Consider the following 25,624-nt stretch of genomic DNA (forward strand, 5'->3'; position numbering starts at 1 on the left):
TCAACTGAATATGCTTTCATTAGCTTTGGCTACAAAATGATATTTTATTGTACCTCATTACAGCGCAAAGCGCTGTATAATTCTATTGTTCTCGACTTTCAGGAATGTAAGGAATTCCCAGTGCAGCAGGAGGCGTCGATTTGCCTGCCAATCCTATTAACGCTAACAGCGCAATAACATAAGGCAACATCACCAAAAATTGATAGGGAATATTTAGATTAAACGCTTGAATTCGCAACTGCAAAGCTTCTGTAGCACCGAATAACAAACAAGCAAAAGCAGTGCTGACGGGATGCCATCTGCCAAAAATTAAAGCAGCAAGAGCAATAAAACCTTTTCCTGCACTCATACCTTCGGCAAAGAATTTGACGTGAACTAAAGCTAGATACGCACCTCCCAAACCTGCCATACAGCCACTAATTATCACTGCTGTATAGCGCACTAAAGTAACAGAAACTCCGGCAGTATCTGCGGCGCGTGGATATTCTCCCACCGCACGCAAGGACAATCCTAAACTTGTGCGAAATAATAAATATGTAGTGAAGGGAACTAGCAAGAATAACAAGTAAATCAGCGGGTCTTGATTGAACAGGAGAGAACCCACGATCGGGATATTTTGCAATCCGGGAATGCCGATAGTTTGAATGCCCGGTAATTGTTGCGCTTGACCGCTATTAAATAGGATGCGCGACCAAAAAGAGGTCAATCCAGCGGCGGTGAGATTAATCGCAAGTCCCGATACTAATTGGTCAACTCGCAAGGTAACGCAAAGATAAGCGTGCAGCAATCCCACTATTCCACCGACTGTTATTGCTAACAGCATCCCTATCCAAACATTACCAGTCAAAACTGCTCCGGCAGCGCTAGCAAATGCACCGGATAGTAACATTCCTTCTAGGGCAATATTTAGCACTCCTGACCTTTCTGAAAAAAGTCCTCCTAAAGCGGCAAATGCTAAAGGGACTGAGAGGCGCAAGCTGGCACTTAAGTAATCGGTAAAAAAGGTCAAATTGTCCATTGTATTTTTTTATTTGAAGCGAATATAAATACGATCGCATCTGCGTTCATCTGCGTTCATCTGCGGTTTTAATTCTAATCATTCTAAATCGACGTTCGATCGCAAAACTAATGGCAATAAACAGCACAGTTAATCCCTGAATGGCGTAAACTACGGTAACGGGAACATCCGCACTGCGCTGCATCACGTTTGCGCCGCTGCGTAAGGCACCGAAAAAGAGGGATGTTGCCACAATGCCAGCGATGTTACCGCGACTCAGAAAGGCAAGAGCGATCGCATCATATCCATAACCAGGTGAAAATTGCTCGAATAAGCGATGTTTCAACCCCATCACCTCGGAGGAACCAGCTAATCCCGCCAATCCTCCCGCTAGCGCCATCACAATGATTATTGTGCGTTCCACCGACATCCCGCTGTAGCGTGCCGCCACGGGATTCAGCCCCACCGCCTCGATTTGGTATCCTAAAGGCGATCGGGCCAGCACCACCCACAGGATTACCGCCGCAATTAATCCAACTAAAATCCCCGCATGGGCTTGCGTTTTAGGTAGTATAATTGGCAACCAAGCTGATTGGGAAATTAAGGGAGAATACGCACTAGGCGCACCCGGTTCGATCAGCGGTTCGTGGACGAGATATCCCACCAAATTAAGGGCGATATAGTTCAGCAACAGCGTTGTGATGACTTCGTTTACGCCCCGTACCGCTTTGAGATATCCCGGAATCCCACCCCAGACAGCGCCAAACAGGAATCCTCCCAGCAGTGCTAAGGGTACGTGAATCAATGCGGGCAATCCTTGCAAGTATAGCCCGACAAGGGTGCTGCCGAGTCCGCCCATGTAAATCTGTCCTTCGCCGCCAATGTTGAATTGCCCTGCTTTCAGCGCTGTTAGCACGCCCAAACCTGCCAGTAGCAAGGGGGCAGTTTTGGTGAGGGTACTGCCAAAACCGTAGTAGTTTGCCAGGGATTCAGTGAACAGGACTGTATAAGCTGTTACAGGGTTCGTCCCCGATAGCGCGATTAAAACGGCACCGACGAGTAAGGCAGATGCGATCGCTACAATTGGGGATAACAGCAACCATATCCGTGAACTTTCATGGCGCATGGAATGGTGTCGCCCGGAGGACTTCGTTAGTAAATTCAACGCTTGTTTCAATTTCGGCGAGGTATCTACGCGCCCGCGATAAGGGGTGATCGGGGAATTGATTATCGTAGCTTTCGTCCTCAGATTGATTACGCATCATAGCATCTTTGCGCGTGCGATCGTATGGATCTTCAAACCACCCTTTATAGGGATCGTCTGGATCGATTTCTTTCATAACCTGGGTATAAACGAGAGTATCTCTTATCCCTGTCATGCCGTATTCTGGGCAATCTACTTTGATTGCATAACTAAAACTTGCAAAGGGAAAAGTTAGGGAACCTATATACCTCATGCCAGTTGATTTCATGGAAAATTTGAACAGAGTTTTGATTGCAGAAACGCCTTTTACAGACAAAACATCAACAGAGACTAATCCGCCACCTACCTGTATGACATTTTGCCGGTAAAAGTTTTGCAGTTCTGTTATAGCAGTCAGATTGACGGGAAGATCTGGTGTAATGTGAAAAAAGTGCAGCGATAAGCGATCGGCTGTATCGTTTTTCCATAAAATGCGCTCATCTAATTGTTCAATAGCCTCCCATTTCGAGGTATCGAAGCTAACAGATTTGATGTCAGGCATAGCTGTTTTAGCTTAGCAAAGGTTGATAATTAACTACGCTACCTGTTCGACAGTGACAGGCGCTGCATTAAGGATACCAATAAATTGAGCTTCATAGTGGCAATGCGATTGCTGCTTCAAGTTATTATCTATTCCCATATCTTACTCCGCTCTGTAATTTACAGCATAACAGATTGAATCTGATTATTTTTTATAAAATCATCTAACTTAAGTAGAGAAACATCGCATTTCCCTTTTCAGCAGCATCTTGGTAATACCTCACAAGTGGATTGTAAGTATAATCGAATAAATGATCGAAACTCTTCTCTTTCCAACCTCTCAATTTTAACCTTTCCCTAATCATTGTATAGGAAAATTTTGATAAAGCGTCGGCTACTTGCTTAACTTCATCAACTGTCAAATATCGTACAAGTCCATAAGTTGCCTCATGTTCTATTTCTGTCCCACCTAAAATAGCATTGATTGAAGGTAAACGATCTTCATTGTTTTCTCCTATCAAAAATGGTGGTACGAATGAGTCATCTTCTCCTGTCAGTACAAAGTGTATCATACGCCAGGTTTTATCAATATCTAAATATTCAGCTTTGCCTTCTTCAATAATCTGAGAAATATCTGTTTTTTGTTTCTTAAACTCCTCTTGCTTATTCTCTCTTAATTTATTAAATGTCTCTAACGCCAAATTTGTGAACTCATCAAGAAAAACAACATCATCTGGATCGTTTAGATTAATAGTAAATTGTTGCCAGAAAGGCGATTCAGGCAAGTATTGGGCATCAAAAAATAATTCGGCAAAGTCTGGATGTTCTTTTAGCTTCTCTAACAGGTATGGAGATACTTGCTTGAATTCTGCTTCTATTCCCATATTTTACTCTCCAATCAAGCTTTCTCTTAAAAATTAACCTTAGTGTTTAGCACCTATTCATTATTAGAACAGATGCCTTATATTAGTAAAGAGGATTTCACGGCTTTGGAAGTGGGAACTATGAGATTCAGGATTTTAGCGATCGCTACTTTAATCACCACTATTGGATTGACAGCAAATCCGAGTTTATCTCAAATTGACCTCAATGCACAACTCAACGCACAACTCAAGCAAGCAGTCTGCGCCCAACAGTGGAGACAAGCCATTCAAATTTTAGATCGCATGAGGGCTAGAGTGCCACAAATGGAAAGCGAACTGGTAAGCTATCGCAGACAAATACAGGCTTTAGCTAACACTCGCGCTAGAATACAGAATTGGCCTCCCAATTATTGTACTGCTGCTACTAGCGCTGCCGTCCCGGCGACTCAAATCACTCCTACCGCAACACCAGCAACACCAGCAGCAACACCCGCAACATCAGCAATCACAGGGACGGTAGCTGTTAATCAGATTGAGGCGGTATTTCGAGGCAGAAGAGTTCGCGGCACGGTTGCAAATAATACTAATAACCCCGTTACGCAAATAAAAGTTACATACAGTATTGTACGTACAACCGATGCTGATGGACAGACGATACCAGAGCAAGTTCTACAGGCAGGATCGGCTGCAATTCCCGGTACTATTCAACCAGGAAGACAAGTTCCTTTTGAAAGTCTTGTAAATTCACAAATTAGAGGTAGCGCTAAGGTGGTTTCAGTCGAGTGGAAAAATACTCTTGATGGTTCTGAGGGTGCAAACCCTCCTAGAAGAATAGCACAATAGCAGCATCTAGGATATCAATAAGTCGAAAGTTTACCACCTGTCATCAAATAACCAACCTGTTCCAGAGAGGCAGTAGCCGCATCCAGTATATCAACGAATTGACCTTCGTACATCACGGCAATGCGATCGCTCATTGCCATCACTTCTTCTAACTCAGTAGAAATATACAAAATTGCTGCACCTCTTTCCCTTTCAGCTAACAACCGTTGCTGCACGTATTCTGTCGCACCCACATCTAAACCGCGTGTAGGTTGCATCGCCACAATTAAAGCCGGATTCCCAGAAAGTTCTCGTGCAAGCACCACTTTTTGTTGATTCCCGCCCGACAACTGGCTAACTTTAATAGCTGGATTTTCGGCGCGAATATCAAAATTTTGCATGGCTTCAGCAGCATGGTTATTAATTATTCCATATTGTAATAACCAGCGACGGCAAAAGGGTAGCAAATAAAAAACTTTGAGCATCAGATTTTTGGCAATGCTAAATCCCATCACCAAACCCATTTTCTGCCTATCCTCTGGAATATAAGCAATACTTTTCTTCCCCCCCTCCCCGTGGGACGGGGAGGGGTTGGGGGTGGGGTATCTCCGAATTGTTCCCCCAGAAACAGGACGCAAAAGTGCGATCGCATCTGCCAACTCTCGCTGTCCGTTCCCATCCACACCAGCTATTCCCAGAATTTCACCAGCATGAAGTTGAAAAGATACATCTTTAATTACAAGAAAATTTCGCTCATCACGCACCTGCAAATTATTCACTTCCAATACCACATCTCCACACGAAAAAGCAGATTTTTCCAGATGAAATAACACCTCTCTGCCAACCATCAATCGCGCCAATTCCTGAGCATTAGTTTCTGCCGTTTTTATCGTCGCCGCCACCTTTCCCCGCCGCAACACCGTAACCGTATCGCAGAGATTCATCACCTCTTCTAGCTTGTGACTGATAAAAATAATCGTGTGTCCATCTTGAGAAAGTTGGCGCAGAATAGAAAACAGAATCTGCACTTCGGGAGGCGTCAGCACTGCTGTTGGCTCATCTAAAATCAGCAGTTTTGCCTTGCGGTAAAGTGCTTTCAGAATCTCTACTCTCTGCTGCACTCCCACGGGTAAATCCCCAGCTTTTGCTAATGGATTGACATCAAGATTGTAGGAATGAGCCATTTGAGATATTTTCCTACTCCTCGCCTGCAAATCCAAACACAAATCAAACGTAGTTCCGAGTATAATATTTTCGGTCACAGACAATTGCGGCACCAACATAAAATGTTGATGAATCATGCCAATTCCGCACTTAATTGCAGCATTAGGTGACCAAATTTGGACAGGCTTATCTTCAATGTAAATTTGACCAGTATCTGGCTGATAAAGTCCGCATAAAATATTCATCAAAGTGGTTTTGCCTGCTCCATTTTCGCCCAGCATTGCATGGATAGATCCACTGCTGACACTCAAGTTGATATTGTCATTGGCAATAAAATTACCAAACGCTTTAGTAATGCCATCAAGACGTAGGTAAGTCATTTCTAAAAGTTGGTGGTCAATACCCATCATTATTGCAGTGTTAGCTCGGCAGAGCCTCTATAATACTGCTAGGCTTGCTTCAAGCATCGGGTGTATTTTCCATTTTCTTGGCAAGGCTCAAACATAATTTTTTTGGCTAAAATTGCATCTTTTGTTTGTAATGCTTTTTCCTCTACATTCTTTGGCACCATCGCACCGAATTTGCCAACATAAAGAATATCTGGCTTATCGAAACCAATTGTATAAATTTCTCCTTTAAGATTCCCCTTAACAGCTAAATCTGCCAGATAAGCAATAGCTAAATCAATCCGCTTTACCGCGCTGGTTAACACTGCCTTGGGTGCCACATTCAGCTGATCTGTTGTATTGCCAAAAGCATAAACTCCCTTTTCGGCAGCAGTTTGCAGCACGGCGGGAGAAGCATTATCCAGCCACTGATAAATCACATCTACACCAGAAGAAATCAACGCCAGTGTTGCTTCTTTTGCCTTAGCCGCATCATTCCAATCGCCAGTGTAACTAGGAATTATCTTAATATCGGGTTTGACAGATTTAGCTCCTAACTGGAATCCCCTCAATTCTTCATTTGTTGCTTGAAAAGATTGAGCCGCCAGATAAGCCATTCGATTTGATTTTGTCATTGCAGCACCAATGATGCCGCAAATATAGCTGGCTTGCAGATGATCTATACGCAAAGATGCCATATTTTTACCATTCACAGTACCATTTACACCCACAAAGTAAGTGTCAGGAAAAAACTGCGGTGCTACCTGCTGAATTGCGGCATCAAATTGCCCCCCGTGAGCATATATTAGCTTGTAACCCCGCCGCGCAAAGTCTGACAGCACTTCTACTTGATCTGCTTGCACTACGTTTTCGACGTAAGCTGTTTCGACTCCCAGCTTTTTTTCAACCGCTTTCACGCCTTCATAGCCTACCTGGTTCCAAGCTTTATCTGTGATAATTCCCGGTAACACAATTGCTACTTTAAAATTCTTTGCATCTTGTGGCGCTGGCGTCTCGCCTGTGGTGTTTGATGTAGAAGTCGAATTGCTAGTACAAGCTTTCAGCAGGAGACTGGTGCCAAAAGCGGCTGAACCGTAAATGAGGAATTGACGCCGACGATACATTTGAGACATACAGGTTTTATTTTGGCGAGATTAAGTGGGATACGTTGGTTCGCGATCGCGTATCATTTACATAAAATGTTTCTATTGTAGCAAACCGTATTTTCAGATACACTAAGAAAAGTATTTACCCTATTTATGCAAATGAGCCGATCGATCTTATTAAAACAATTACAGGCTCAGTCGATCGGGCCAGACAGCTTCCGACCCTACGGACAGGTGATTTTCGCAAGCATTGATGGCAAGACTTACGATGCAGAGGACGCTCAGTTAAACCTCCAAAATGGAATTCCTCGAATTTATATTATGCGACTGCACCACCAAGGACGCAAGTTTCACAAAATTACGCGCCACGTGCAATGCACTCAATGTCTGGGTTCTCTGGAAGGGAAGGATTGGTTAATTGCGGTTGCGCCTCCTAATAATGATACTGACCAACCAAAATTAGAGGAAATTGCAGCTTTTCGCATTCCTGGTAATTGCTTTATCAAGTTAGAGGTGGGTACTTGGCACGCGGGACCATATTTCGATTGGGATTTTGTTGATTTCTACAATTTGGAACTCAGCAATACAAATGCGATCGATCATTTCACCTACAATTTTTTGGAAAGCCACCATCTAGAATTTGAAATTGCATCTATTTCATAACCCCATCATTGTCGAATTGTAGGTTGGGTTGAACGGTTAAAGGTAAAATTGCTCCCTGATATCATGTCCTTACGCATCGGTTACCTAAAAAATTTATGATCTTATTCTTATCTGCGTTTATCTGCGTTCATCTGTCTTCATCTGCGGTAAAATCTTAACCACCGATGACAACAAACAATTTAACGATATCACGCATTTACTAACGATGCAACCGGACAGTATATGACCTAACATCTGCGTTGGGTTTCGTTACCTCAACCAACCTACAAAAATTATTCAATCCTCTCTTTCCATCACTTCCCCGCCAACAATTTCATAACCCCAACCAAGATTGCGGTTCACCAAATGTCGAGCTGCGTCATACTCGCCTAAACGACAAAATTCAGCTAACTTTTGATACCCATCCTCTTTTTCTTGCTCCAATCTTTCCCGACGTAGATTTTTTCTTTCTTCGTCTGAAACCGGAGAACGTCCTAAACTAAACGCATCAATTTCACCAATTAGTTTCATCATCTTAAAAAGGAATTAAATCTACAACTTCATCATCAACAATACCATATCCCCATTCCGGGTGTTCGGCAATTTGCTTTTCGACGATAGTTCGACCCATAGGTGTTTGGTAAGCTGACTGCAAAGAAGCAATACTAGGAGGATTAGATATAGAATCATGAGCTTTATCTTCAACTTTTTGCTGTTCTAAACTCAGGTTAATAAGGTCGTCTGACTTAGATGATGCCAGCGAAAATTGAGGCCCGATCGCACTCAATTTATTCATAACACTTTCTTTGCTCACTTGCGGTTTATCTGTAAAAGATGGTGGTAAATAAGGGGTTGTCACTCCTAAATTTTTCGCTCTAATTGCGTCATCCGCAATGCGATCGCACTTTCTCAAAAAACCTTCCCACAAATCTTTTCCTACCACGGGATCTCTAAGTTCAGAACTCGCTTTAGCTACTGCCGTTTCTAGCGGTTCTCCTTTTTGTACATAATACTGAATACGCTCCTCCTTAAAAGCTGGATATGGAAACCCCGGTTCAATCTCCCAATCTCGCTTAACTTTCTGAGTCTCTCCCAGCGGAATTCCTTGGATAAATTCATCCCAAAACGGAGACACCAAACCTTTTGTGATGCCATCTATAATTCTAAACACCCATCCCGCCGGATTATCAATACCTTTGTTTTTGAAATGTTCCAATAAAGCTCGTTGAAATTCTTCAAATTGCTCTTGAGAATTCCAAGGGCCACTAAATTGATAATTAGGAGTAACTCTCATTGCAATTGGCTGACGCTGCCAATGGAAAAACTTATCAGTTTTATTATTTATACCTGAAGTAGGAGAAGATTCTAACAGTTCTACAGCCGTTGTTTTTGTTGAATAACCGTTCGATTGAGATATGACTTGAACTGGCGCTTGATTTTGTGCAGAAGTGACAAGACAATTTGACTGTAAGAACTCCTCCAATCTCTGCTCAAGAGCATCAATGTCCGGCCACAATTCCATAATCTTAACATCATCGACCAATCGTTGTTTTAACAGCGATCGCTCCACCAATCGCTTTCGAGCCAATCTCTGTTCCGTATAACTTAAACCAGTTTCTGACTCAATTTCATCAACAGTAATTTTTACCCAATCATGGGGATTCTCCAATTCAGACTGCTTCTGCAAAAGCTGACAAAATAAAACAGCAGCAGTTACACCGCCAGTAACTTTAGCCAGTTTGGGGTAATAAACCGCTGAATTTCCCATAAGTCGCCAAAATACTCCTAATTTCAAGCAGAAATTCTCCTATAATGTCAGAGCTTTTTTATTTATACTTTTTCGGTACAAGCAGCCAGCCTTGCCAGCACTTTAGCTAATTCTCCGGGCTCAACGGGCTTTGCCATGTGCATCTGGAAGCCTGCCGAGAGAGCTTGTTTGTGGTCTTCATCCCTAGCATAAGCCGTCAGAGCAATAGCCGGGGTTTGTCCCCCTTCATTTGCATCCAGCGCCCTCACTTTGCCGATCAAACTGTAACCATCTTCTTGGGGCATTCCAATGTCGCTCACCAGTACATCTGGTTTCAACCTGCAAAGTGCCTCAAACCCTTCAGAAGCAGATGCAACTGCCGTCACTTGAGCGCCATACTGTTCCAGCACAAAGCTAAGAAATTCGCGGGAGTCAGTATCATCATCAACTACAAGTACTCGCAAATCCTTGAGGGGAGTGGAGGCCCAGGAATGAGGACTGGGTAGTGGGGAATCGGTTCTAGGTTCAATAGTCTCTTTAAGCAGGGGCAACTTGACAGTAAACGTTGCCCCCAGTCCTTCTCCTGGGCTTTCTGCACAGACAGTTCCACCGTGCAGTTCCACCAGACGGCGGACAATTGCCAAACCAAGTCCAAGTCCACCGTGTTTTCTGGTGGTTGAGGAATCGGCTTGGCGGAAGTAATCAAAAACATAAGGCAGAAAGTCAGATCTAATACCTTTACCTGTGTCGCTTACTGTGAGTTGGGCATATCGCGATTTGGGATTTGGGATTTGGGATTTGGGATTTGTCGGAAGTTCCTGTGATGCGACACTATTTGATTCTAATGCAGTATCTTCCAATCCAAAATCGGCAGTCGAAAATCCAAAATTGGTTGACAATCGAATCTCGACCCTACCCCCTTCGGAGGTAAACTTAATTGCGTTGGAGAGCAAATTCCATACTACTTGCTGTAAGCGGCTAGGATCGCCCGAAACTAGGCCAAGGTTGGGATCGATCGCACGCTGAATCTGGATTGACTTAGCTTCAGCGGCTAGGCTGACAGTTTCGATCGCTGCTTCGATCGTCGATTTTAAGCTGACCCGACTTTTATTCAGGCTGATTTTTCCCTGCATGATGCGCGAAACATCCAGCAGATCTTCTATAAGTTGCGTTTGCACCTTGGCATTGCGTTCGATCGTTTCAATTGCTCTAGCCGTTGTTTCTTCATCAAATTTTCGGGTTCGCAGTAGCTTGGCCCAACCCAAGATCGGATTAAGGGGCGATCGCAACTCGTGAGATAATACCGCCAAAAACTCATCCTTAATCCGGTTCGCTTGGCCCAACTCCTCAGCCTGTTGACGTAACCGATTCTCCAATTTCTTCCGCTCAGTTAAGTCGAGAGCAAAGAAAACCCCTCCTGACAAAGTATCCTCGAAAGATACTCCACCAAGCAAAATGGGAATGCGGCTGCCATCTTTGCGAATGTATTCCTTCTCGTAGTTACCCCACAAACTAAAATCTGAAGAATCTTTACAGTTTTCCCGATCGCCAGAAATATATTCCGGTGGTGTGATATCTTTCCAGTGTAATTTATTGGCAATAAAGTCCGATCGCGTATATCCTATTAACTCAAGAAAAGCATCATTGACATCGGTGACGTAACCGTTTTTATCCCAAAAACCCATCGCGATCATCTTGGATTCAAATACACTTCTGAATCGCGCTTCGCTTTTTCGCAAAGCCGACTCTGCTAGCTTGTACTCAGTTAGATCGCGAGTGATACTGAGAAGGGATTCGACCGAACCATCCAGAGCAAACTCAGGAACCACGCGAGATTGATAGTAGCGAATCCCGCTTGGTGAAGGAAAATCGAATTCCAAAGAACTCTCTCGCCCTGTTTCAAATATATGTTGAAGCCGCTCTTGCCAGCAAGCATTTATTTCGTCCGAAAACCCTAGCTCGGCGTTAGTTTTGCCGATGAACGTTTCCCGTGGAATTCCCGTTGCTTTTTCTACAACCGGGTTCACGTAAACGTGGCGCAATTCTCGATCGAACCGTGCAATAATGTCAGGTGAATTTTCAGCCAGTGCTTTAAATTCTTGCTCGCTACGATATCGTTCTGACTCCGCCCGCTTCCTCTCGGTAACATCCAGAACTAGAGATAGTACCGATACCAAATTGCCCGATTCATCTATGAGAACAGAGTTATACCATTCGCAATGGATAACAGAGCCATTTTTTGTGTAATTGCGGTTGTGTGCGATATTACTTTTTTCTTTGCCAGCAGTAAACAGATCTATTATGCTATTGACAACCTCGACATCTTCAGGAAAAACGAATTGCCAATCATGAGGGTGTTTGCCAATTACTTCCGTAGCACACCACCCGAACAATCTTTCTGCTTCTTTTGACCACCAAGATACGTGAAATTCCCGGTTCCACTCTATGACTGCTAACGGTGAATTTTCAACGTGGAAAGTTAGTTTTTGGAGTGCATCCCGCAATGCGGTTTCTGCTTGTACGCGCTCATTCCGTTCCTTTGCTTCGCGCAATGCCCGATGTACCGACGGGGCAAGTCGCCATAGTCGTTGCTTGAGTACGTAGTCCGTAGCACCATTTTTGAGGGTTTCGATCGCCAATTCCTCCCCCAACGTAGCAGAAACAAAGATAAATGGCAGTTCTGGACAAGTGGTGCGGGCGATTTCTAGAGCAGAAATTCCATCAAAGGAAGGCAGCGCATAATCTGCCAAAATCAAATCAAAAGAGCCTTTTTGCAATGCTGTAACAAAGTCAGCCCTTGTTTCTACTCGCACCAACTCGCAATCAATCCCAGCATCGCTCAGATTGGCATGGATGAGTTCTGCATCTAGCAGACTGTCTTCTAGCAGGAGAATACGGAGTACTTTCACAAAACACCCACCTATTTTTAAGCTCTTACTTGCTGACTGCTGACTAAGGGAGGCAAGGAACCGGGTGGCGGCTGATTTACCACAGCCCAGAAAAGCCCTACTTCCTTGATAATGCTGACAAATTCATGGAAATCTACTGGCTTTACCACATAAGCATTCACTCCTAAATCGTAACTTACGATCAGATCTTGTTCCTCCCGTGAAGAAGTCAGCATCACTACGGGAACTTTTCTCAAAACAGAATCAGACTTTAATTGTGCTAAAACTTCTAGTCCATCGACTTTGGGCAATTTCAAATCGAGCAACACTACAACAGGATTGCCTTCCATCCGCAGCTTAAAAATACCGCGTCGATAAAGATAATCTAGCGCTTCTTCGCCGTCGCGCACTACCACTACTTCGTTTGCCAGATGATTTTCAGCCAGTGCTGCCAAAGTTAACTCGACATCGTGCGGACTGTCTTCAACTAGCAGAATTCGCTTTAATTCCATTGTGCCTCCTTGTCTAGAAGCTTAGGCAATGAAAAGTAAAAGGTAGCACCTTCTTCTACTGTGCCTTCTGCCCAGGTTCGACCTCTATGACGATGGATAATTCGCCGGACGTTGGCTAGTCCGATGCCAGTTCCCTCAAACTGTTCGACACTGTGCAGGCGTTGAAACACGCCGAAAAGTTTGTGTAAGTATCGCATATCAAATCCTACGCCATTATCGCTGATGAAGAAGACGACCTCATGTTCGTTACTGCTGCTGCCAATTTCAATTTCAGCTTGAGGGCGTGTCTGGGTGTATTTGACAGCATTGCTAATCAGATTTTGCAGTACGAGGCGCAACATGGAAAGATCGCCCCGTACTTCAGGTAATTTCTCAACTTGCCAAATAATGGTGCGTCCGTTAATTTCCATCTCCATGTCGCGTTGAACTTCTTGAGCCAGTTGATTCATATCAATAAATGTGTAGCGCATTTCTGTGCTACCCATGCGGGAAAAAGCTAACAAGTCATCGATCAGCATTCCTGCTTTTTTAGACGTTTCCGCTATGGTTTTTAGATAACGATGACTGGTTTCATCGAGAGTTTTTGTCGAACCAACCCGTTTCTGGAGTAAGTCTACGAAACCGCTAATATGGCGAAGCGGCGCACGCAGGTCGTGGGAGACTGAGTAGGAGAAAGATTCAAGTTCTTTGTTGGCTGCTTCCAGTTGTACTGTACGCTCCTGAACGCGCAATTCAAGAGTTTCGGTGAGCTGTTTGATTTCTGATTCTGCTTTCTTGCGATCGTCTATATCTGCGATCGTTCCCACCCACTCGCGGACTGACCAGTCGGGGTTTAGCAGGGGTACACCGCGAGCTCCATAATAACGATACTGTCCGCTCTTGGCGTGCCAAATTCGTCCCTCCGATTCGTATATTGTCCTGTGAAGCACCGATCGCGCCCAGATCTCTTTCACCCGTTCGCGATCGTCCGGGTGTATTGCTTGTGCCCAGCCCCATCCGGCTTGTTCCGGCCAGCTTTGGCCTGTGTACGCTTCCCAAGAGGGCTGCGGGGTAACGAATGCACCAAGAGCGTCTGTTGTCCACACCACCGAGGTTAGCGCCGCTACCAAAGTGCGGTAGCGTTCCTCGCTTTGGCGCAGTGCCGCTTCTGCTTGCTTGCGATCGGTGATATCCAGCGACATCCCTGCTAGAAGCTTTCGCCCAGATCTGTGTTCTAGGGGAAATTTGAAGGACATCCAATCATGTTCTCCATCATCATGCGGAACAGTCTCCAGCACTTCTACAGTTTTGTCCGCCGCGAGAACAGCCAAGTCATTATCGCGCCACTGCTTTGCTGCCTCTGCTGGAAATAAGTCGAAATCTGTCTTTCCTACCCAATCAGCTCGCTTTCTATTAAACAGATGCTCTATTCGTCGGTTGACGTAGATGTAGCGCCCCTCTTCGTCTTTGATATAGGCAGTTGTTGGGCTGTTACTCATGAAACTCTCAAAGAGCTGTTGACTCTCCCGCAGCGCCTCTTCTGCTTGCTTGCGCTCCGTCACATCTGCGATCGTAGCGAGTGTGCCCAGGAACTTTCCCTTTTCGGTCAGAATTGGATTTGTAGAGACTATTGCCTCAAGATTTGTACCATCTTTGCGACGAAATCGCAAGTCATTTTGCGCTATGACGTCATGCTTAGGTTGCCATAAGTTGCGGGAAACTTCGTCCATAAACTCGAAAATATGGCGATCGAGTATTTCTTCCACGCTATAACCTAACATTTCAGCCATCCGCCGATTAACGTAGTCTATCCGTCCTTCTGCATTTATTGTCCAGATGCCTTCGTTGGCGGTATCTACGAGGCGACGATAGCGTTCCTCACTTGCCTTGAGCTTCATCAGGTTCGCTGCTAGTCGCCGATTGGTAGTTTGTAGCTCCTTACACAGTACGCTGAAAAGTATTCCCTGTAATACGAACAGGAGGAGTCGCAAGGTGCTGCTCAGATCGAGATCTAGGGAATAGATAGGAGATAAAAAGAAGTAAGAGCTAAGCAGAGCGGACAAAAAGGTGGCTAGCAGTCCAGGCCCCAGACCGCCATACCAGGCGCTTACCATTACAGCGCCAAAAAACAGTAAAAAAGGGGTTTTTGCGATCGCTAACCAGGGGTCTAGCAGCAGCATCAGCAGCAGCGCTAGCGCAACAGCCAGCACCGCTACGCTGTAGCGCTGAATCTGGAAGCGTGTTAGATTCAACATCAACCTCTCTCGCTTAGAGTAATCAAGGTACCTTTAAGGGAACTTTTTTACCTTAAGGTGGATGACAAATTTTCTGCATTCACCCTACGGCTTATTTTTAAGGATTTCTTTAGATGTATTTCTACGCACTTCTCAAACGGTGCTGAAAATATGGTTGTTTATCAGATTCGCCAGCTGATTAACTGTGCTGACAGTATGCGATCGCAACGACATACAATTGAGTACGACTAGCGATATAACCACACCAAAAAGTGTTTGAAGATGTTTTTGTTCGCTTTGATTTTTAACTAGATAGGTATATTTATAGATTTTTTTCGATTCAAAACGGCACCGCAACCATGCGATCGCGCTTACGCCCACCCACTCATATCGTTTCCGGTTGTGTCTGAATCATTATGACCGCAGAGGGGCAGAGGGGCAGAGGGGCAGAGGGGGAGAGGGAGAGAGGGGAGATGAGAAAAGAAATAAAAATGTTCTTAAGTGAACAAAAGCATAGCAACTCCGAAAGAGCCGTAAAATACCCTTAATCTAATGCAATTGGGCTCAAAATAACTTTGTCAAAGCTTTATAAGTGGGAGCATGAATACAACATCAGAACCAGAGTTTAATACTCTCACGCCAGTCAGTCAAGACTACCCCCTGAGTGCCATTCCTGCGGATGCGCGTAAGTTTATCTGGTCGCTGGCACCTTTGCTAATCGGTTTTACCCTTTCCTGTGGCACATTGTTTGCGGGGGGTTTGGTTGGCCCAGCATTTCCCTTGTGGCCCGATCTGGTTGGCTTGATTATCCTGGGTAACTTAATGCTGGGTAGCTACACCGCGGGACTCAGTTACATTGCCGCCAAAAGTGGACTCAGCACAGTCCTCATGGCCCGGTTCAGTTTCGGCAACGTCGGTTCGCGCTGGGTTGACTTCATCCTGAGTTTCATCCAAATTAGCTGGTACGCCTGGGGTTCAGCCCTAATTGCCGATTCGCTAAATAAGTTGATGGATGTGCCTGTTTACTTGAATTGGCTGACTATTCTGGTTTGTATCTATTTATGCTGCGCTACAGCCTATTTTGGTTATCGGTTTATAGATTGGCTTAGCGGCTTTGCCGTTTCCACAATGCTTTTTCTCATGTTCTGGATTTTAGCATCCGCCATGAGCAAAGTAGGCGGTTTTGAGGGTTTGCAGGCAATTCAACCGACACAACAATTAGCGTGGGGCGAGGCATTGACGATCGTCGTCGGCACCTTGATTTCAAACGCTACTCAAGCCACCAACAATCGTCACTTTGCTAATACTGGAAGGACGACTGTAATAACTACCTTAGCTGCCTTTTTCTTTGTCAATGGCTTTTTTATCATCTCCGGGGCCTTCAGTTCCCTGCTTTACGCCAACGAAGACGTTGTGCAGGTAATCGCGCAGGAGGGATTGCTATTTTGGGGTTTGCTGTTGTTGTTACTCAATATGTGGACAACGCAAGTTAACACAATTCACGCTTTCTCTGTTGCAGGATCTCAAATATTCCGCACTAATAAGTGGATTACTTTTGCTTTGGGCGGTGCAACATTGGCGTTAGTTCTAGCTTGGGGCGGCATTTATATTATGCTGCTTCCTTATCTAAAACTGCTCGGTATGTTCATTCCACCTCTAGGCGGCGCGATAATGTCCGATTACTGGCTGGTGCATCGGGGGCAGTTTCCTTCCCCAGAAGCACGGCAACCCGCGTTTAACTGGGCTGGTATTATTACTTATCCGATCGCGAGTGCGATCGCCTATTTCTATCCCGGTATCAAGCCAATTAACGGCTTCATTGCCGCAGTCATCCTTTACTTTGTTCTCAGCAAAATCATCGGCAGAGGGAAGAGGGGCTAGAAAAGTCAAAAGTCAAAAGTCAAAAGTCAAAAAATAATTAATGACAACTGACAACTGACCACTGACCACTGACCACTGACCACTGACCAATCACCAATCACCGATGACTAATCACCAATCACCAATCACCAATCACCAAATAGCTGAATATGTCGATCTAATGGCAAAATTAATCGATTTGCCCCTAGATCCAGAACACCGGAACGGTGTAATAGCAAATATGACTATAATTGCTGAAATTGCTCAACTGGTAAACGAATTTACCCTGCCCGACGAAATCGAAGCCGCTACAGTGTTTCAACCATGAGTCAAGCTTATCCTGATGCTACTCAAATTGCTGAAGTAGTGCGGGGACAAGAAGTTTCCGCCAAATCTATTGTCGCCGCTGCACTGTCTCGAATTGCTGCCCAAAATCAGACGCTCAATTGTTTTACTACTGTGATGGCGGATAGCGCTTTAGCTGATGCAGAAAGAATCGATCGCGAAATCGCCCAAGGCAAAGACCCCGGTGTTTTGGCAGGTGTACCCTTCGCAGTTAAAGATTTATTCGATATCGCCGGTATAACTACCCTAGCAGGTTCAAAAATCAACGCTGAAAATCCTCCAGCTACCCGCGATGCTACCGCCGTCGCCAGACTCAAACAAGCTGGTGCTGTACTGGTGGGTGCGTTGAATATGGATGAGTACGCCTACGGTTTTGTTACCGAAAATAGCCATTACGGTGCTACCCACAATCCCCACGATCGCACTCGTGTTGCTGGCGGTTCCTCTGGCGGTTCTGCGGCTGCCGTTGCTGCTGGCTTAGTACCAATTACCCTTGGTTCGGATACCAACGGTTCCATCCGCGTACCCGCAGCGTTTTGCGGTATCTTCGGGCTAAAGCCTACTTATGGTCGTTTGTCAAGAGCAGGTGCGATATTATTTGCGGGAAGTTTCGACCATATCGGGCCTTTTGGTCGTTCCGTGCGCGATATTGCTACAGTTTTTGATGTCCTTCAGGGAGAGGATTCAGCCGATCGAGTTTGTACGAATCGTCCGATCGAACTGTGTTTGCCGCAACTGAAGTTGGGGATTGAGGGTTTGCGAATTGCCGTGGCAGATGATTATTTTGCTACGGGTGCGGAACCGGAAGCGTTAGAAGCAGTAGCAAAAGTTATCGGTGCTTTGGGTGTCAAAGAGAGTGTCACAATACCAGAACCTGACCGAGCAAGGGCAGCGGCGTTTGTAATCACAGCTAGTGAAGGTGCTAATTTACACTTAAAAGATTTGCGATCGCGATCGCAAGATTTCGATCCGGCAACACGCGATCGCTTTTTGGCAGGTGCTTTGATTCCGGCGAACTGGTATATTCAAGGACAGAGGTTTAGGCAGTGGTATCGCGATCGCGTCCGCAAAATCTTTGAGAATATCGATATAATTATCGCCCCCACAACTCCCTGCATTGCCCCTCCAATTGGACAAGAAAAAATGGTAATTGCTGGGGAAGAAATATTAGTTCGTCCGAATTTAGGTAGATTTACCCAACCCCTATCATTTATCGGTTTGCCGATAATTTCAGTGCCAATTCAACGTCTCGGAGATATGCCTTTGGGAGTGCAAATTATTGCCGCACCTTACAACGAAGCGCTAGTTTTGCGAGTGGCGGCAGTGCTAGAATCGCAAGGAATTGTGACTGCACCAGTTGTGCAGTAAATCAAAAACATGACCAATCAAATAGCTGATTATGACAATCCTTGGAAAGAAGCGATCGCAATTTACTTCAAATCCTTCATTGCCTTCTTTTTTCCAGACATTTATGAAACCATTGACTGGCGAATCAACTATGAGTTTCTCGATACCCAATTACAACAAGTAATGCGGGACGACGATATTGGACTGCGAGAAGCCGATAAATTAGTCAAAGTTTGGCTAATGGACGGATCGGAAACTTGGGTGCTGATTCACCTAGAAGTCCAAAGTCAATACCAGTCAAACTTTGCCGAAAGAATGTATGTTTACAATAGCCGCATTTTCGGGCTTTATCGGAAAAGAGTAGCCAGTTTGGCAATTTTGGCAGATGAAGAAAAGTCTTGGCGACCTCAAGAATACGGATATGAAATCTGGGGGTGTCGGGTTTTATTAAGGTTTCCCGTGGTGAAGTTGCTAGACTATATAAATGAGTGGGAAACTTTGGAAAAAAGTCCCAATCCCTTTGCTGCGATCGTGATGGCGCATTTGAAAACTCAAGCAACGCGCCAAAAACCACAAGAGCGACGGGAATGGAAAGCGAGTATCGTCAAGACTCTCTATCAACGGGGATACAATCGAGCGGAGGTGCGAGAGTTATTTCGCTTAATCGATTGGATGATGACTTTACCAAAAAATCTAGAAACTGAGTTCCGACAAGAAATAAATAGTTACGAGGAGACAAATAAAATGCGTTACGTTACCAGTATTGAGCGTTTAGCCCGCGAAGAAGGAATGATAGAAAAGGGTCGGGAGGATATAATTGATGTCCTCCAGATTCGATTTCAAGATCTACCTGGGGAACTGGTGCAGGAAATTAATCAAATTGAGGATGTCGAACAACTGAAAACCTTGCACAGGCAAGCAGTTACGATCGGATCTTTGGCAGAGTTTCAGCAGGCGATCGATCGGCTCAAATCATAGGAATTACGCCAATAAACCCGGTTTGGCTGAAAAATAGTGGGTTTCACACTTAAAGATCTACCAAGAAACCGGGTTTCTAGTCCTGTGGGGTCTAATTCCTGAATCAGAAACAGGAGAGCAAACTATCTAAAACGATAAGTAGGGTAGTCGAGATGATAACAACAGACAAAACTTTAGTCGAACAACCCGTTCCGGCAGTCGCCAGAGAAACTAGAGTGGTGATGAAAGGCGTTAGCTGGGAAACTTACAAAAAATTGATGGCAGAAGTAGGAGACGATCGCGCTTGGAGAATTGCTTACGATCGAGGAGTGTTGGAAATTAAAATGCCGTTATTAGAACACGAAGTTCCCAAGGGATTGCTAGAGAGTTTTGTAGAAGCAATTGCAGACGAACTCGGTATTGAGGTACTGAAAGCTGGGTCGCTAACGCTGGAACGGGAAGATTTAACAAACGCGATCGAACCTGATTCTTGTTTTTACATTCAAAACGAAGCGCAAGTTAGAGGAAGAGAGGAAATAATTCTTCCTGGCGATCCCCCACCAGATTTAGCGATCGAATCAGATTACACCAGTTCTTCTGTGAATAAAGAAGCTCTTTATTCCGCTTTAGGCGTTCCCGAACTGTGGCGATACACTAAAAAAACGCTTTTGGTTTATCAAAGAGTTGAGGGAGGATACGAACAGTGCGAACAAAGTTTAGCATTTCCCTTTTTGCCAATTACTGAAATTCCCAGCTTAATCGAGCAAAGTCGGACAATTGGACAGAGAAGTGCAGTGCGGTTGTTTCGGCAGAGAATTCGAGAAATTTTGGATAGTTAATTAACTGGTAATAGTGATGATTGAAAAAATCTGTTTACTCCAACCTCCAGTCATAGATAGTGCTTTCTTGCTGGTTATTTGCGGTTGATACAAAGAGAGTTTGCCCTCTAGCATTCCTAAATTGAAACAGACAAAGCCCTAATCCAGTTCCAGAACAATCAACAACTTCTGGATAGCCTTTTTTGATTAAGTAATCAATGACACCGTTTCTATCTGGATTATTCACTTGTTCGGAATTAACTACAGGTCGCCAGCCTCGTCGAATTAATAGAGTCCTGGCTTGTGCGTAGTTCATATTTCGCCGCAGTCTGGGCAATGATTGTGCAAAAGATGAAAATTGAACCGAAAAAATCGTACTTATAAGCACGCTGGCAAAGAGTAGTTTAGTCATTGTTTAAATTCCTAAGTATAAAAGAGTTCATGCTGGTACTGTTGAAGATCTGTTCTACACGGTGCAAAGCAATCAGGTTATCGAGGCGCGTACTGTTTCATTTTAACTGAGCGATCGCATCTGATGCGAGTTGACTGACTGATAAAATAAGAGCGATCGCGTATGGCGGCGATCGATATTGTCTTAGTCTTAGCGATCCTGCTACCATGTCTTGATGAGTATAAAGAATAACGTTCAAGCCAGACCGGGATGGTCTTTAGATCGACGAGAGCCAAAAGTAATCCAATCTCTAATGCCAGTGTGGGACTGGCTGTATCACCACTATTTTCGGGTTCAAACCAGCGGCTGGCACAATATCCCACCCTACGGAAAAGTTCTGTTGGTAGGCTCTCATAATGGGGGACTGGCTGCCCCGGATATGTTTATGATGATGTACGACTGGTTTCGACGTTTTGGGTGCGAACGGCCTGTCTACGGTCTGATGCACCCCCGTGTGTGGGAGGTTTCTTTGCCGATCGCGCAAATGGCTGAAAAAGCGGGAGCTATTATGGCACATCCTAAAATGGCGATCGCAGCTTTGCGCCAAGGAGCAAGTGTGCTAGTCTACCCCGGTGGTGCGGAAGATGTTTTTCGACCGCATCAGTTGCGCGATCGAATCTATTTTGCAGGACGCACAGGGTTTATCAAGCTAGCGTTGCGGGAGGAGGTGCCGATTGTACCTATGATTTCCCACGGCGCTCACGATACTTTGATAGTTCTGACTGACATTTACAAACAAATGCAGCAGCTACACGAGTGGGGAATGCCTTGGCTGTTTGATATCGATCCGGTTGTCTTCCCGATTTATCTGGGACTGCCTTGGGGACTGGCGATCGGCCCTCTTCCTCATATTCCATTACCAGTAACTATTCATACTCGTGTTTGTCCTCCGATTATTTTTGAACGTTACGGTAGGGATGCAGCAAGCGATCGCGAGTATGTTGATGCATGCTACGAGACAGTTTGTACTCAGATGCAGCAAGAATTGTACTCTTTAATCAAGCGTAGCCAAGCACAGAGTTGATATCATGTCCGGTCGATCGCCCATGATAAAACTTTCTCAGGTATGTTGTTGCGCTTCAGCGCTCTTTAATACCAAATCCGGGTTATTTACCCCCTTTATAGTGTGAAGTGTAGGGGTGAAGCTATCTTCGGCAATAAGTGTATTCCCAAGAGCCAAAGCCTTTCTACCGCAATGCTTCACCCAACTTATGGATAACGGGGGTTTTTATCCCGGATTTGGTATAAGATAGCGCTGAAGCGCAACAACATACCAAATATTTAACTATGACTGAATACCCAGAAACCGGGTTCCTAATAACCCTGTTATTCCAGACGACGAGAAAAATAGTTTCCTTTAATCTCCCGATTGAAAAATTGCCCAGTTGAATCAGCTGCCTTCATTTCTTCCCAAATTTCTTCATCCACATCCTCATATTGATAAACCGAGCCGTTCTTAAACTCAACTTGTAATAGGTGATGATCTGGATCGTATCCCACCGCGTTTGCCATTGTCGAATGCACAGGTAGGATATGAAGTTCCGTTTCCACACCCGGCAAATCGTAAAAATTAACCGAATCAGCACAGTCATCAGAAACAACTGCATTCAATTGCACAAGTCCTTCGTAAGCAGCAACAGGTGCCGGAATTTCAATAACATCTATGGTATCTCCCCTGTCAATGACCAATCCCAGATAATTATCATCGTGACTGATTCCTACAATGTTGCTCAAATCAATTTTGGTAAATTTCATCAGTATCTCCTTTTTCAATTTTATAGCGCTTTGCAACTGAGTGAAGTACACTTTGTAGGGGCGTTCGCGCAGCGGTGCGGATGCACTTAGCATTGTGTAATTAACGTTTCTGTTTTAAGTTAACCCTCATTCCGCAATGCTTCGCCCTGCACTTGAGTGAAATCTGAAATTTTAAATCTACTTCACCTTGTTCTGATTCTTAGCTTGTTCGATCGCAATTTCTTTCACGGCTTGGAAAGAATTGATATTCGACGATCCTTCGATCGCCTTCACCGCCAAATCTTGCACCTGCTTGAGCGCAGCATCCAGTTGTTTGGAGAGAGTTTGAATCCGAGTATCTTGATTTTGAATAGTTTCTTGCAGCGATTGAATTCGCACTTCGTAATTGCGCTTAGAACCTTCGATTTCTTTAGCAATCAAATCGGCTTTCACCTTAGCTTGGTGAGAAGCGATACCCTTACCTTCTTCCTTAGCCCGTTTGATAGCAGCTTCCAATTCTTTGGGCATATTTTCAACTTTCACTTTCAATTCGGTAAATTGGGTTTCGCGTTCAAGAATTGCTTTTTCTCCTTCTGCCCATTGTTTCTCCTCAGTTTGCTTGAATTCGTCAAGTTCCAAGTACAACCGCTTCTTCTCTTGTTCGTATTCTTCATTTGAAAGTTGACGTTGCAAAGTCAGATCGTAAGTATATTCTTTATCATCCCGTTGGCGCGTTTTGCTTTGGGTTTCATTGCGTTCTTTGATAAAGCGGCGGCGTTCTTCCTGTTCCTTTGCCCACGTCTTTCTTGACTGGGTTATTGCTTGTTCAACGTCATCTTGACGCAGGCGCTGTTCCTCAGTAAAAGTTTTGGAACTATCCTCGTACTGTTCAATTAACTCATCCAAACTACCGTCGGTTGCTTGCAGATTGTGCAAAGCAACCAACTGCTGCTTTTCTTCTGTTACTTTTCGCTGCACATCCTGAAGTTTGAAAGCTTCCAAAGTCAACTTTTCCGACAAATCGCTGACTGCACCGCCAAAGTTGAGTTGCAGAAGATTCAATCCATCAATAATCGATTCCATTTTTTGCTGACTCAATTGAACAGGTTTTATCGGAACTCCTGCTGTGGATGTAGTAGATTTACCGTTGTCGATTGGTTGGGTGGTTTTTGGTTCTGGTTTTTGCATTAATTGTGTCTCCAATTCTTTCTTTTCTTTCAACAATTCATCAAATGCAGTGAGAATTTCAGCCTTAGTATTCTTATCGTTGGGACGTTTGATAGTCATAGGTGAACTCCAGTTGATAAATGTGGGATTTTCTAGGGTGCGTTACGCTTCGCTAACGCACCATTGTTAGAATGTGTTCGAGATTCGGTGCGTTATGCTGTCGCTAACGCACCCTACGCTTGACTACGATGGAGGTATGAGTGATGTCAGATTTGCCGCCTGCTTCGGGTTCCAAACGCAGTAGTGCATCGGGTTGCGGTTCGTTGTCTGCATCTAGCCGAACGGTAGCGTTATCCCCCAAACGAACTCCAGGTGTAGCAGCACGGTAAACTCCCAACCAGGTGATGATTAAACTGTGTGGTTCGGCATGGCTGGCAAAGCGTAGAGGTGAAGCCACGTAAACAACTCCTTCGATTAATTCAGCTTTTTTGAGATTGGGCATGGTGTGGTAGCGGCGTTCAAATTCCGGGCGGGTAAGGCGATCGCCACTTTCCAACGGCGGTACTTTGATGGTGGGTGTCACAGACATACGAATTTCCTCAAACTTTGCATTCATTCTAAGATCCTGTAGGTTGAGTTGAACAAAGTGAAACCCAACATCTTTGTAACTCTGATTATGGTTGGGTTGAGGTACGAAACCCAACCTACTTATGACTCAGATTTTTCTGCTTTTGTCGCAGATCGATTTGAGGAATTCTGAAACGCACGCATTGCCAAATCTTGAGCTTGTCGCAATGCTGTTTGCAGTTGCGTTGAAATTTCGGTAATTTGTTCCGTTTGCTTCTGAATTTTCGCGTCTAGGGATTGAATCTGTAACTCATACCCTTGCTTATTGGAATCCCACTCTTTCTCTAATAAGTCCGCCTTGACTTTGGCTTCTTGATTAGCATCTCGAATGCCTTCTTCCCTGGATTTTTTAACCGCTTCCTCCACTTCGTTGGGAAAAGCTGCGGCTTTGCGCTGATATTCAGCCAATAAGTTTTGATTCGCTGCCAAAATGCGATCGCGTTCCGCCCAATCTTTCTGTTTAGCTTGAGTTGTTTCTTGAATTTCCCGCTCAAGAAGCCGTTTGGTTTCCTCATATTTATCTCTGGCTATTTGGCGCGATCGCTCTGTCTCGTACCCGTAGTCTTCTTCCAGCTTCGTGCGATCGCGTTGCAGCAGTTCGCCGCTTTCGTTGAGGGTGGCGTCAAATTCTTGCTGTTCCTGCTGCCAAATTTTCCGCGATTGGGCAATTTCTTTTTCTAATGTCTCGCGATCGTTCGTCGATCGTTCTTGCAAAAAGCGCAAATTCTCCTGATGTTCCTGAGTCAGCAGGTAAAGCGCATCGGCGACTACGCGGGTTTGCTGGAGTTCTTGCAGATTTTGGTTCTCAGCTGCGATCGCTTGTTTTAAGTCATCCAGCTTGGTGGTTTCCGTCGTTAACCGCGTCGAAAGTCCGGTAATCGTATTACCAAACTCCAATTGCAGATCCGCCAGTCCCCGCACAATAGTATCTGCGGTGTATTGAGAAACTGTTTCCAGAACAGTCCGGTTTTTCTCCTTTTCTGCTTCTTCCTCTTTTGTCGCAACCCGCGATGCAACGTTTCGTTGTTGACTGATAATTTGTTGAAACGCATCAAGAATCTTCGCCTTGCTATCTTTGGCTGCAATTTGAGTCATATATAATTTTTGCTGCTAGAGTAGGATTGAGATGTAAACTGTGGTTTGCATTTCTTGTCTACTACTCTAACACCAGTTTTCCGCTTATGCAAGATGTAAAGACACAATTTGTAAACTTTAGTTGTCAAGACCTTGTCACGCCTGATTTCGCACCGCTCAC

Annotated in this window: 23 protein-coding genes and 1 pseudogene; 8 read left to right on the forward strand and 16 right to left on the reverse strand. The window is 44.7% G+C overall.

The genetic code is table 11. The features are described 5' to 3' along the window. Window positions 1-82 precede the first annotated feature (82 nt). The 4 genes from LAY41_RS29190 to LAY41_RS29205 form a co-directional block, all read right to left on the reverse strand. Complete coding sequence (locus LAY41_RS29190) at window positions 83-1,018, reverse strand: ABC transporter permease (protein ID WP_249105733.1); 936 nt, start codon at window positions 1,016-1,018, stop codon at window positions 83-85. A gap of 46 nt (window positions 1,019-1,064) precedes the next feature. Beyond that, window positions 1,065-2,123 (reverse strand): ABC transporter permease, encoded by a 1,059-nt coding sequence (locus tag LAY41_RS29195; RefSeq protein ID WP_249105734.1) that lies wholly within the window; start codon window positions 2,121-2,123, stop codon window positions 1,065-1,067. Beyond that, entirely contained in the window at window positions 2,113-2,742 is a 630-nt protein-coding gene (locus tag LAY41_RS29200; RefSeq protein ID WP_249105736.1) for a hypothetical protein, read from the reverse strand. The genes LAY41_RS29195 and LAY41_RS29200 overlap by 11 nt, the downstream gene beginning before the upstream one ends. A 202-nt stretch (window positions 2,743-2,944) precedes the next feature. Continuing rightward, complete coding sequence (locus LAY41_RS29205) at window positions 2,945-3,604, reverse strand: DUF1877 family protein (RefSeq protein WP_249105737.1); 660 nt, start codon at window positions 3,602-3,604, stop codon at window positions 2,945-2,947. Window positions 3,605-3,676: 72 nt separating this feature from the next. Between LAY41_RS29205 and LAY41_RS29210 the strand changes: the two genes are divergently transcribed. Beyond that, on the forward strand, window positions 3,677-4,426 hold the full coding sequence (locus LAY41_RS29210; RefSeq protein ID WP_249105739.1) for a hypothetical protein: 750 nt from the start codon (window positions 3,677-3,679) through the stop codon (window positions 4,424-4,426). Window positions 4,427-4,440: 14 nt separating this feature from the next. On the opposite strand, the gene LAY41_RS29215 is transcribed toward LAY41_RS29210, so the two are convergent. Together LAY41_RS29215 and LAY41_RS29220 are read right to left on the reverse strand one after the other, a co-directional pair. Then, the gene (locus LAY41_RS29215) at window positions 4,441-5,949 is read right to left on the reverse strand and encodes an ABC transporter ATP-binding protein (protein WP_249105741.1); all 1,509 of its coding nucleotides are present in this window, start codon (window positions 5,947-5,949) and stop codon (window positions 4,441-4,443) included. A 68-nt stretch (window positions 5,950-6,017) separates the two neighbouring features. Then, window positions 6,018-7,088: a BMP family protein gene (locus LAY41_RS29220; protein ID WP_249105742.1), complete on the reverse strand. Its 1,071-nt coding sequence runs from the start codon at window positions 7,086-7,088 to the stop codon at window positions 6,018-6,020. 132 nt (window positions 7,089-7,220) lie between these two features. Between LAY41_RS29220 and LAY41_RS29225 the strand changes: the two genes are divergently transcribed. After that, window positions 7,221-7,724 (forward strand): ureidoglycolate lyase, encoded by a 504-nt coding sequence (locus tag LAY41_RS29225; RefSeq protein WP_249105744.1) that lies wholly within the window; start codon window positions 7,221-7,223, stop codon window positions 7,722-7,724. A 276-nt stretch (window positions 7,725-8,000) separates the two neighbouring features. Here the strand turns inward: LAY41_RS29225 and LAY41_RS29230 are convergent, their stop codons facing one another. From LAY41_RS29230 to LAY41_RS29250, 5 genes are read right to left on the reverse strand one after another with little or no spacing between them, the layout of a single operon-like run. Then, entirely contained in the window at window positions 8,001-8,237 is a 237-nt protein-coding gene (locus tag LAY41_RS29230) for a hypothetical protein (protein WP_249105746.1), read from the reverse strand. Window position 8,238: 1 nt separating this feature from the next. Beyond that, window positions 8,239-9,498, reverse strand: a complete 1,260-nt coding sequence (locus LAY41_RS29235) for a hypothetical protein (protein WP_249105748.1) — start codon at window positions 9,496-9,498, stop codon at window positions 8,239-8,241. Between the two features lie 35 nt (window positions 9,499-9,533). Continuing rightward, the gene (locus LAY41_RS29240) at window positions 9,534-12,359 is read right to left on the reverse strand and encodes a PAS domain S-box protein (RefSeq protein WP_249105749.1); all 2,826 of its coding nucleotides are present in this window, start codon (window positions 12,357-12,359) and stop codon (window positions 9,534-9,536) included. A gap of 17 nt (window positions 12,360-12,376) precedes the next feature. After that, window positions 12,377-12,850, reverse strand: coding sequence for a response regulator (locus LAY41_RS29245; protein WP_249105752.1), 474 nt, complete (start codon window positions 12,848-12,850; stop codon window positions 12,377-12,379). Then, on the reverse strand, window positions 12,841-15,084 hold the full coding sequence (locus tag LAY41_RS29250) for a PAS domain S-box protein (protein ID WP_249105754.1): 2,244 nt from the start codon (window positions 15,082-15,084) through the stop codon (window positions 12,841-12,843). Before LAY41_RS29250 ends, LAY41_RS29245 begins: the two co-directional genes overlap by 10 nt. Before the next feature lie 579 nt (window positions 15,085-15,663). On the opposite strand from LAY41_RS29250, the gene codB reads away from it, so the two are divergent. The 5 genes from codB to LAY41_RS29275 all read left to right on the forward strand — a co-directional run bounded on the left by codB (window position 15,664) and on the right by LAY41_RS29275 (window position 20,411). Continuing rightward, complete coding sequence (codB, locus tag LAY41_RS29255) at window positions 15,664-16,944, forward strand: cytosine permease (RefSeq protein WP_249105756.1); 1,281 nt, start codon at window positions 15,664-15,666, stop codon at window positions 16,942-16,944. A gap of 103 nt (window positions 16,945-17,047) precedes the next feature. After that, on the forward strand, window positions 17,048-17,251 hold the full coding sequence (locus LAY41_RS29260; RefSeq protein ID WP_249105758.1) for a DUF4089 domain-containing protein: 204 nt from the start codon (window positions 17,048-17,050) through the stop codon (window positions 17,249-17,251). Continuing rightward, window positions 17,248-18,636 carry an AtzE family amidohydrolase gene (locus tag LAY41_RS29265; RefSeq protein WP_249105759.1) on the forward strand — a complete coding sequence of 463 codons (1,389 nt, stop codon included), beginning with the start codon at window positions 17,248-17,250 and terminating at the stop codon, window positions 18,634-18,636. Before LAY41_RS29260 ends, LAY41_RS29265 begins: the two co-directional genes overlap by 4 nt. Window positions 18,637-18,645: 9 nt before the next feature. Then, the gene (locus tag LAY41_RS29270) at window positions 18,646-19,593 is read left to right on the forward strand and encodes an RpnC/YadD family protein (RefSeq protein ID WP_249105761.1); all 948 of its coding nucleotides are present in this window, start codon (window positions 18,646-18,648) and stop codon (window positions 19,591-19,593) included. A gap of 152 nt (window positions 19,594-19,745) precedes the next feature. Continuing rightward, window positions 19,746-20,411 (forward strand): Uma2 family endonuclease, encoded by a 666-nt coding sequence (locus tag LAY41_RS29275; protein WP_249105763.1) that lies wholly within the window; start codon window positions 19,746-19,748, stop codon window positions 20,409-20,411. Window positions 20,412-20,445: 34 nt separating this feature from the next. Here LAY41_RS29275 and LAY41_RS29280 read toward each other — a convergent pair whose 3' ends face one another. Beyond that, a complete protein-coding gene (locus LAY41_RS29280; protein WP_249105765.1) occupies window positions 20,446-20,802 on the reverse strand; it encodes a hypothetical protein in 357 nt (118 codons plus the stop codon). A gap of 214 nt (window positions 20,803-21,016) precedes the next feature. On the opposite strand from LAY41_RS29280, the gene LAY41_RS29285 reads away from it, so the two are divergent. Next, the gene (locus LAY41_RS29285; protein ID WP_249105767.1) at window positions 21,017-21,865 is read left to right on the forward strand and encodes a lysophospholipid acyltransferase family protein; all 849 of its coding nucleotides are present in this window, start codon (window positions 21,017-21,019) and stop codon (window positions 21,863-21,865) included. 302 nt (window positions 21,866-22,167) lie between these two features. Here the strand turns inward: LAY41_RS29285 and LAY41_RS29290 are convergent, their stop codons facing one another. The 4 genes and pseudogenes from LAY41_RS29290 to LAY41_RS29305 all read right to left on the reverse strand — a co-directional run bounded on the left by LAY41_RS29290 (window position 22,168) and on the right by LAY41_RS29305 (window position 25,464). Next, window positions 22,168-22,596, reverse strand: coding sequence for a KTSC domain-containing protein (locus LAY41_RS29290; protein WP_249105769.1), 429 nt, complete (start codon window positions 22,594-22,596; stop codon window positions 22,168-22,170). A 177-nt stretch (window positions 22,597-22,773) separates the two neighbouring features. Further along, window positions 22,774-23,862, reverse strand: coding sequence for a coiled-coil domain-containing protein (locus LAY41_RS29295; RefSeq protein WP_249105771.1), 1,089 nt, complete (start codon window positions 23,860-23,862; stop codon window positions 22,774-22,776). A gap of 124 nt (window positions 23,863-23,986) precedes the next feature. After that, window positions 23,987-24,331, reverse strand: a pseudogene (locus LAY41_RS29300) (Uma2 family endonuclease); the annotation flags it as partial. A 119-nt stretch (window positions 24,332-24,450) separates the two neighbouring features. Next, window positions 24,451-25,464, reverse strand: coding sequence for a coiled-coil domain-containing protein (locus LAY41_RS29305; protein ID WP_249105774.1), 1,014 nt, complete (start codon window positions 25,462-25,464; stop codon window positions 24,451-24,453). Window positions 25,465-25,624: the final 160 nt, after the last annotated feature.

It is taken from the genome of Argonema galeatum A003/A1 (genome assembly GCF_023333595.1).
Classification (GTDB): domain Bacteria; phylum Cyanobacteriota; class Cyanobacteriia; order Cyanobacteriales; family Aerosakkonemataceae; genus Argonema; species Argonema galeatum.

Excerpts from the sequence above, each read along its gene's own strand:
- LAY41_RS29190 (WP_249105733.1), bottom strand. The coding sequence starts at position 1,018 with ATGGACAATTTGACCTTTTTTACCGATTACTTAAGTGCCAGCTTGCGC.
- LAY41_RS29195 (WP_249105734.1), bottom strand. The coding sequence starts at position 2,123 with ATGCGCCATGAAAGTTCACGGATATGGTTGCTGTTATCCCCAATTGTA.
- LAY41_RS29200 (WP_249105736.1), bottom strand. The coding sequence starts at position 2,742 with ATGCCTGACATCAAATCTGTTAGCTTCGATACCTCGAAATGGGAGGCT.
- LAY41_RS29205 (WP_249105737.1), bottom strand. The coding sequence starts at position 3,604 with ATGGGAATAGAAGCAGAATTCAAGCAAGTATCTCCATACCTGTTAGAG.
- LAY41_RS29210 (WP_249105739.1), top strand. The coding sequence starts at position 3,677 with ATGCCTTATATTAGTAAAGAGGATTTCACGGCTTTGGAAGTGGGAACT.
- LAY41_RS29215 (WP_249105741.1), bottom strand. The coding sequence starts at position 5,949 with ATGACTTACCTACGTCTTGATGGCATTACTAAAGCGTTTGGTAATTTT.
- LAY41_RS29220 (WP_249105742.1), bottom strand. The coding sequence starts at position 7,088 with ATGTCTCAAATGTATCGTCGGCGTCAATTCCTCATTTACGGTTCAGCC.
- LAY41_RS29225 (WP_249105744.1), top strand. The coding sequence starts at position 7,221 with ATGAGCCGATCGATCTTATTAAAACAATTACAGGCTCAGTCGATCGGG.
- LAY41_RS29230 (WP_249105746.1), bottom strand. The coding sequence starts at position 8,237 with ATGATGAAACTAATTGGTGAAATTGATGCGTTTAGTTTAGGACGTTCT.
- LAY41_RS29245 (WP_249105752.1), bottom strand. The coding sequence starts at position 12,850 with ATGGAATTAAAGCGAATTCTGCTAGTTGAAGACAGTCCGCACGATGTC.
- LAY41_RS29250 (WP_249105754.1), bottom strand. The coding sequence starts at position 15,084 with ATGTTGAATCTAACACGCTTCCAGATTCAGCGCTACAGCGTAGCGGTG.
- codB (WP_249105756.1), top strand. The coding sequence starts at position 15,664 with ATGAATACAACATCAGAACCAGAGTTTAATACTCTCACGCCAGTCAGT.
- LAY41_RS29260 (WP_249105758.1), top strand. The coding sequence starts at position 17,048 with ATGACTAATCACCAATCACCAATCACCAATCACCAAATAGCTGAATAT.
- LAY41_RS29265 (WP_249105759.1), top strand. The coding sequence starts at position 17,248 with ATGAGTCAAGCTTATCCTGATGCTACTCAAATTGCTGAAGTAGTGCGG.
- LAY41_RS29270 (WP_249105761.1), top strand. The coding sequence starts at position 18,646 with ATGACCAATCAAATAGCTGATTATGACAATCCTTGGAAAGAAGCGATC.
- LAY41_RS29275 (WP_249105763.1), top strand. The coding sequence starts at position 19,746 with ATGATAACAACAGACAAAACTTTAGTCGAACAACCCGTTCCGGCAGTC.
- LAY41_RS29280 (WP_249105765.1), bottom strand. The coding sequence starts at position 20,802 with ATGACTAAACTACTCTTTGCCAGCGTGCTTATAAGTACGATTTTTTCG.
- LAY41_RS29285 (WP_249105767.1), top strand. The coding sequence starts at position 21,017 with ATGAGTATAAAGAATAACGTTCAAGCCAGACCGGGATGGTCTTTAGAT.
- LAY41_RS29290 (WP_249105769.1), bottom strand. The coding sequence starts at position 22,596 with ATGAAATTTACCAAAATTGATTTGAGCAACATTGTAGGAATCAGTCAC.
- LAY41_RS29295 (WP_249105771.1), bottom strand. The coding sequence starts at position 23,862 with ATGACTATCAAACGTCCCAACGATAAGAATACTAAGGCTGAAATTCTC.
- LAY41_RS29305 (WP_249105774.1), bottom strand. The coding sequence starts at position 25,464 with ATGACTCAAATTGCAGCCAAAGATAGCAAGGCGAAGATTCTTGATGCG.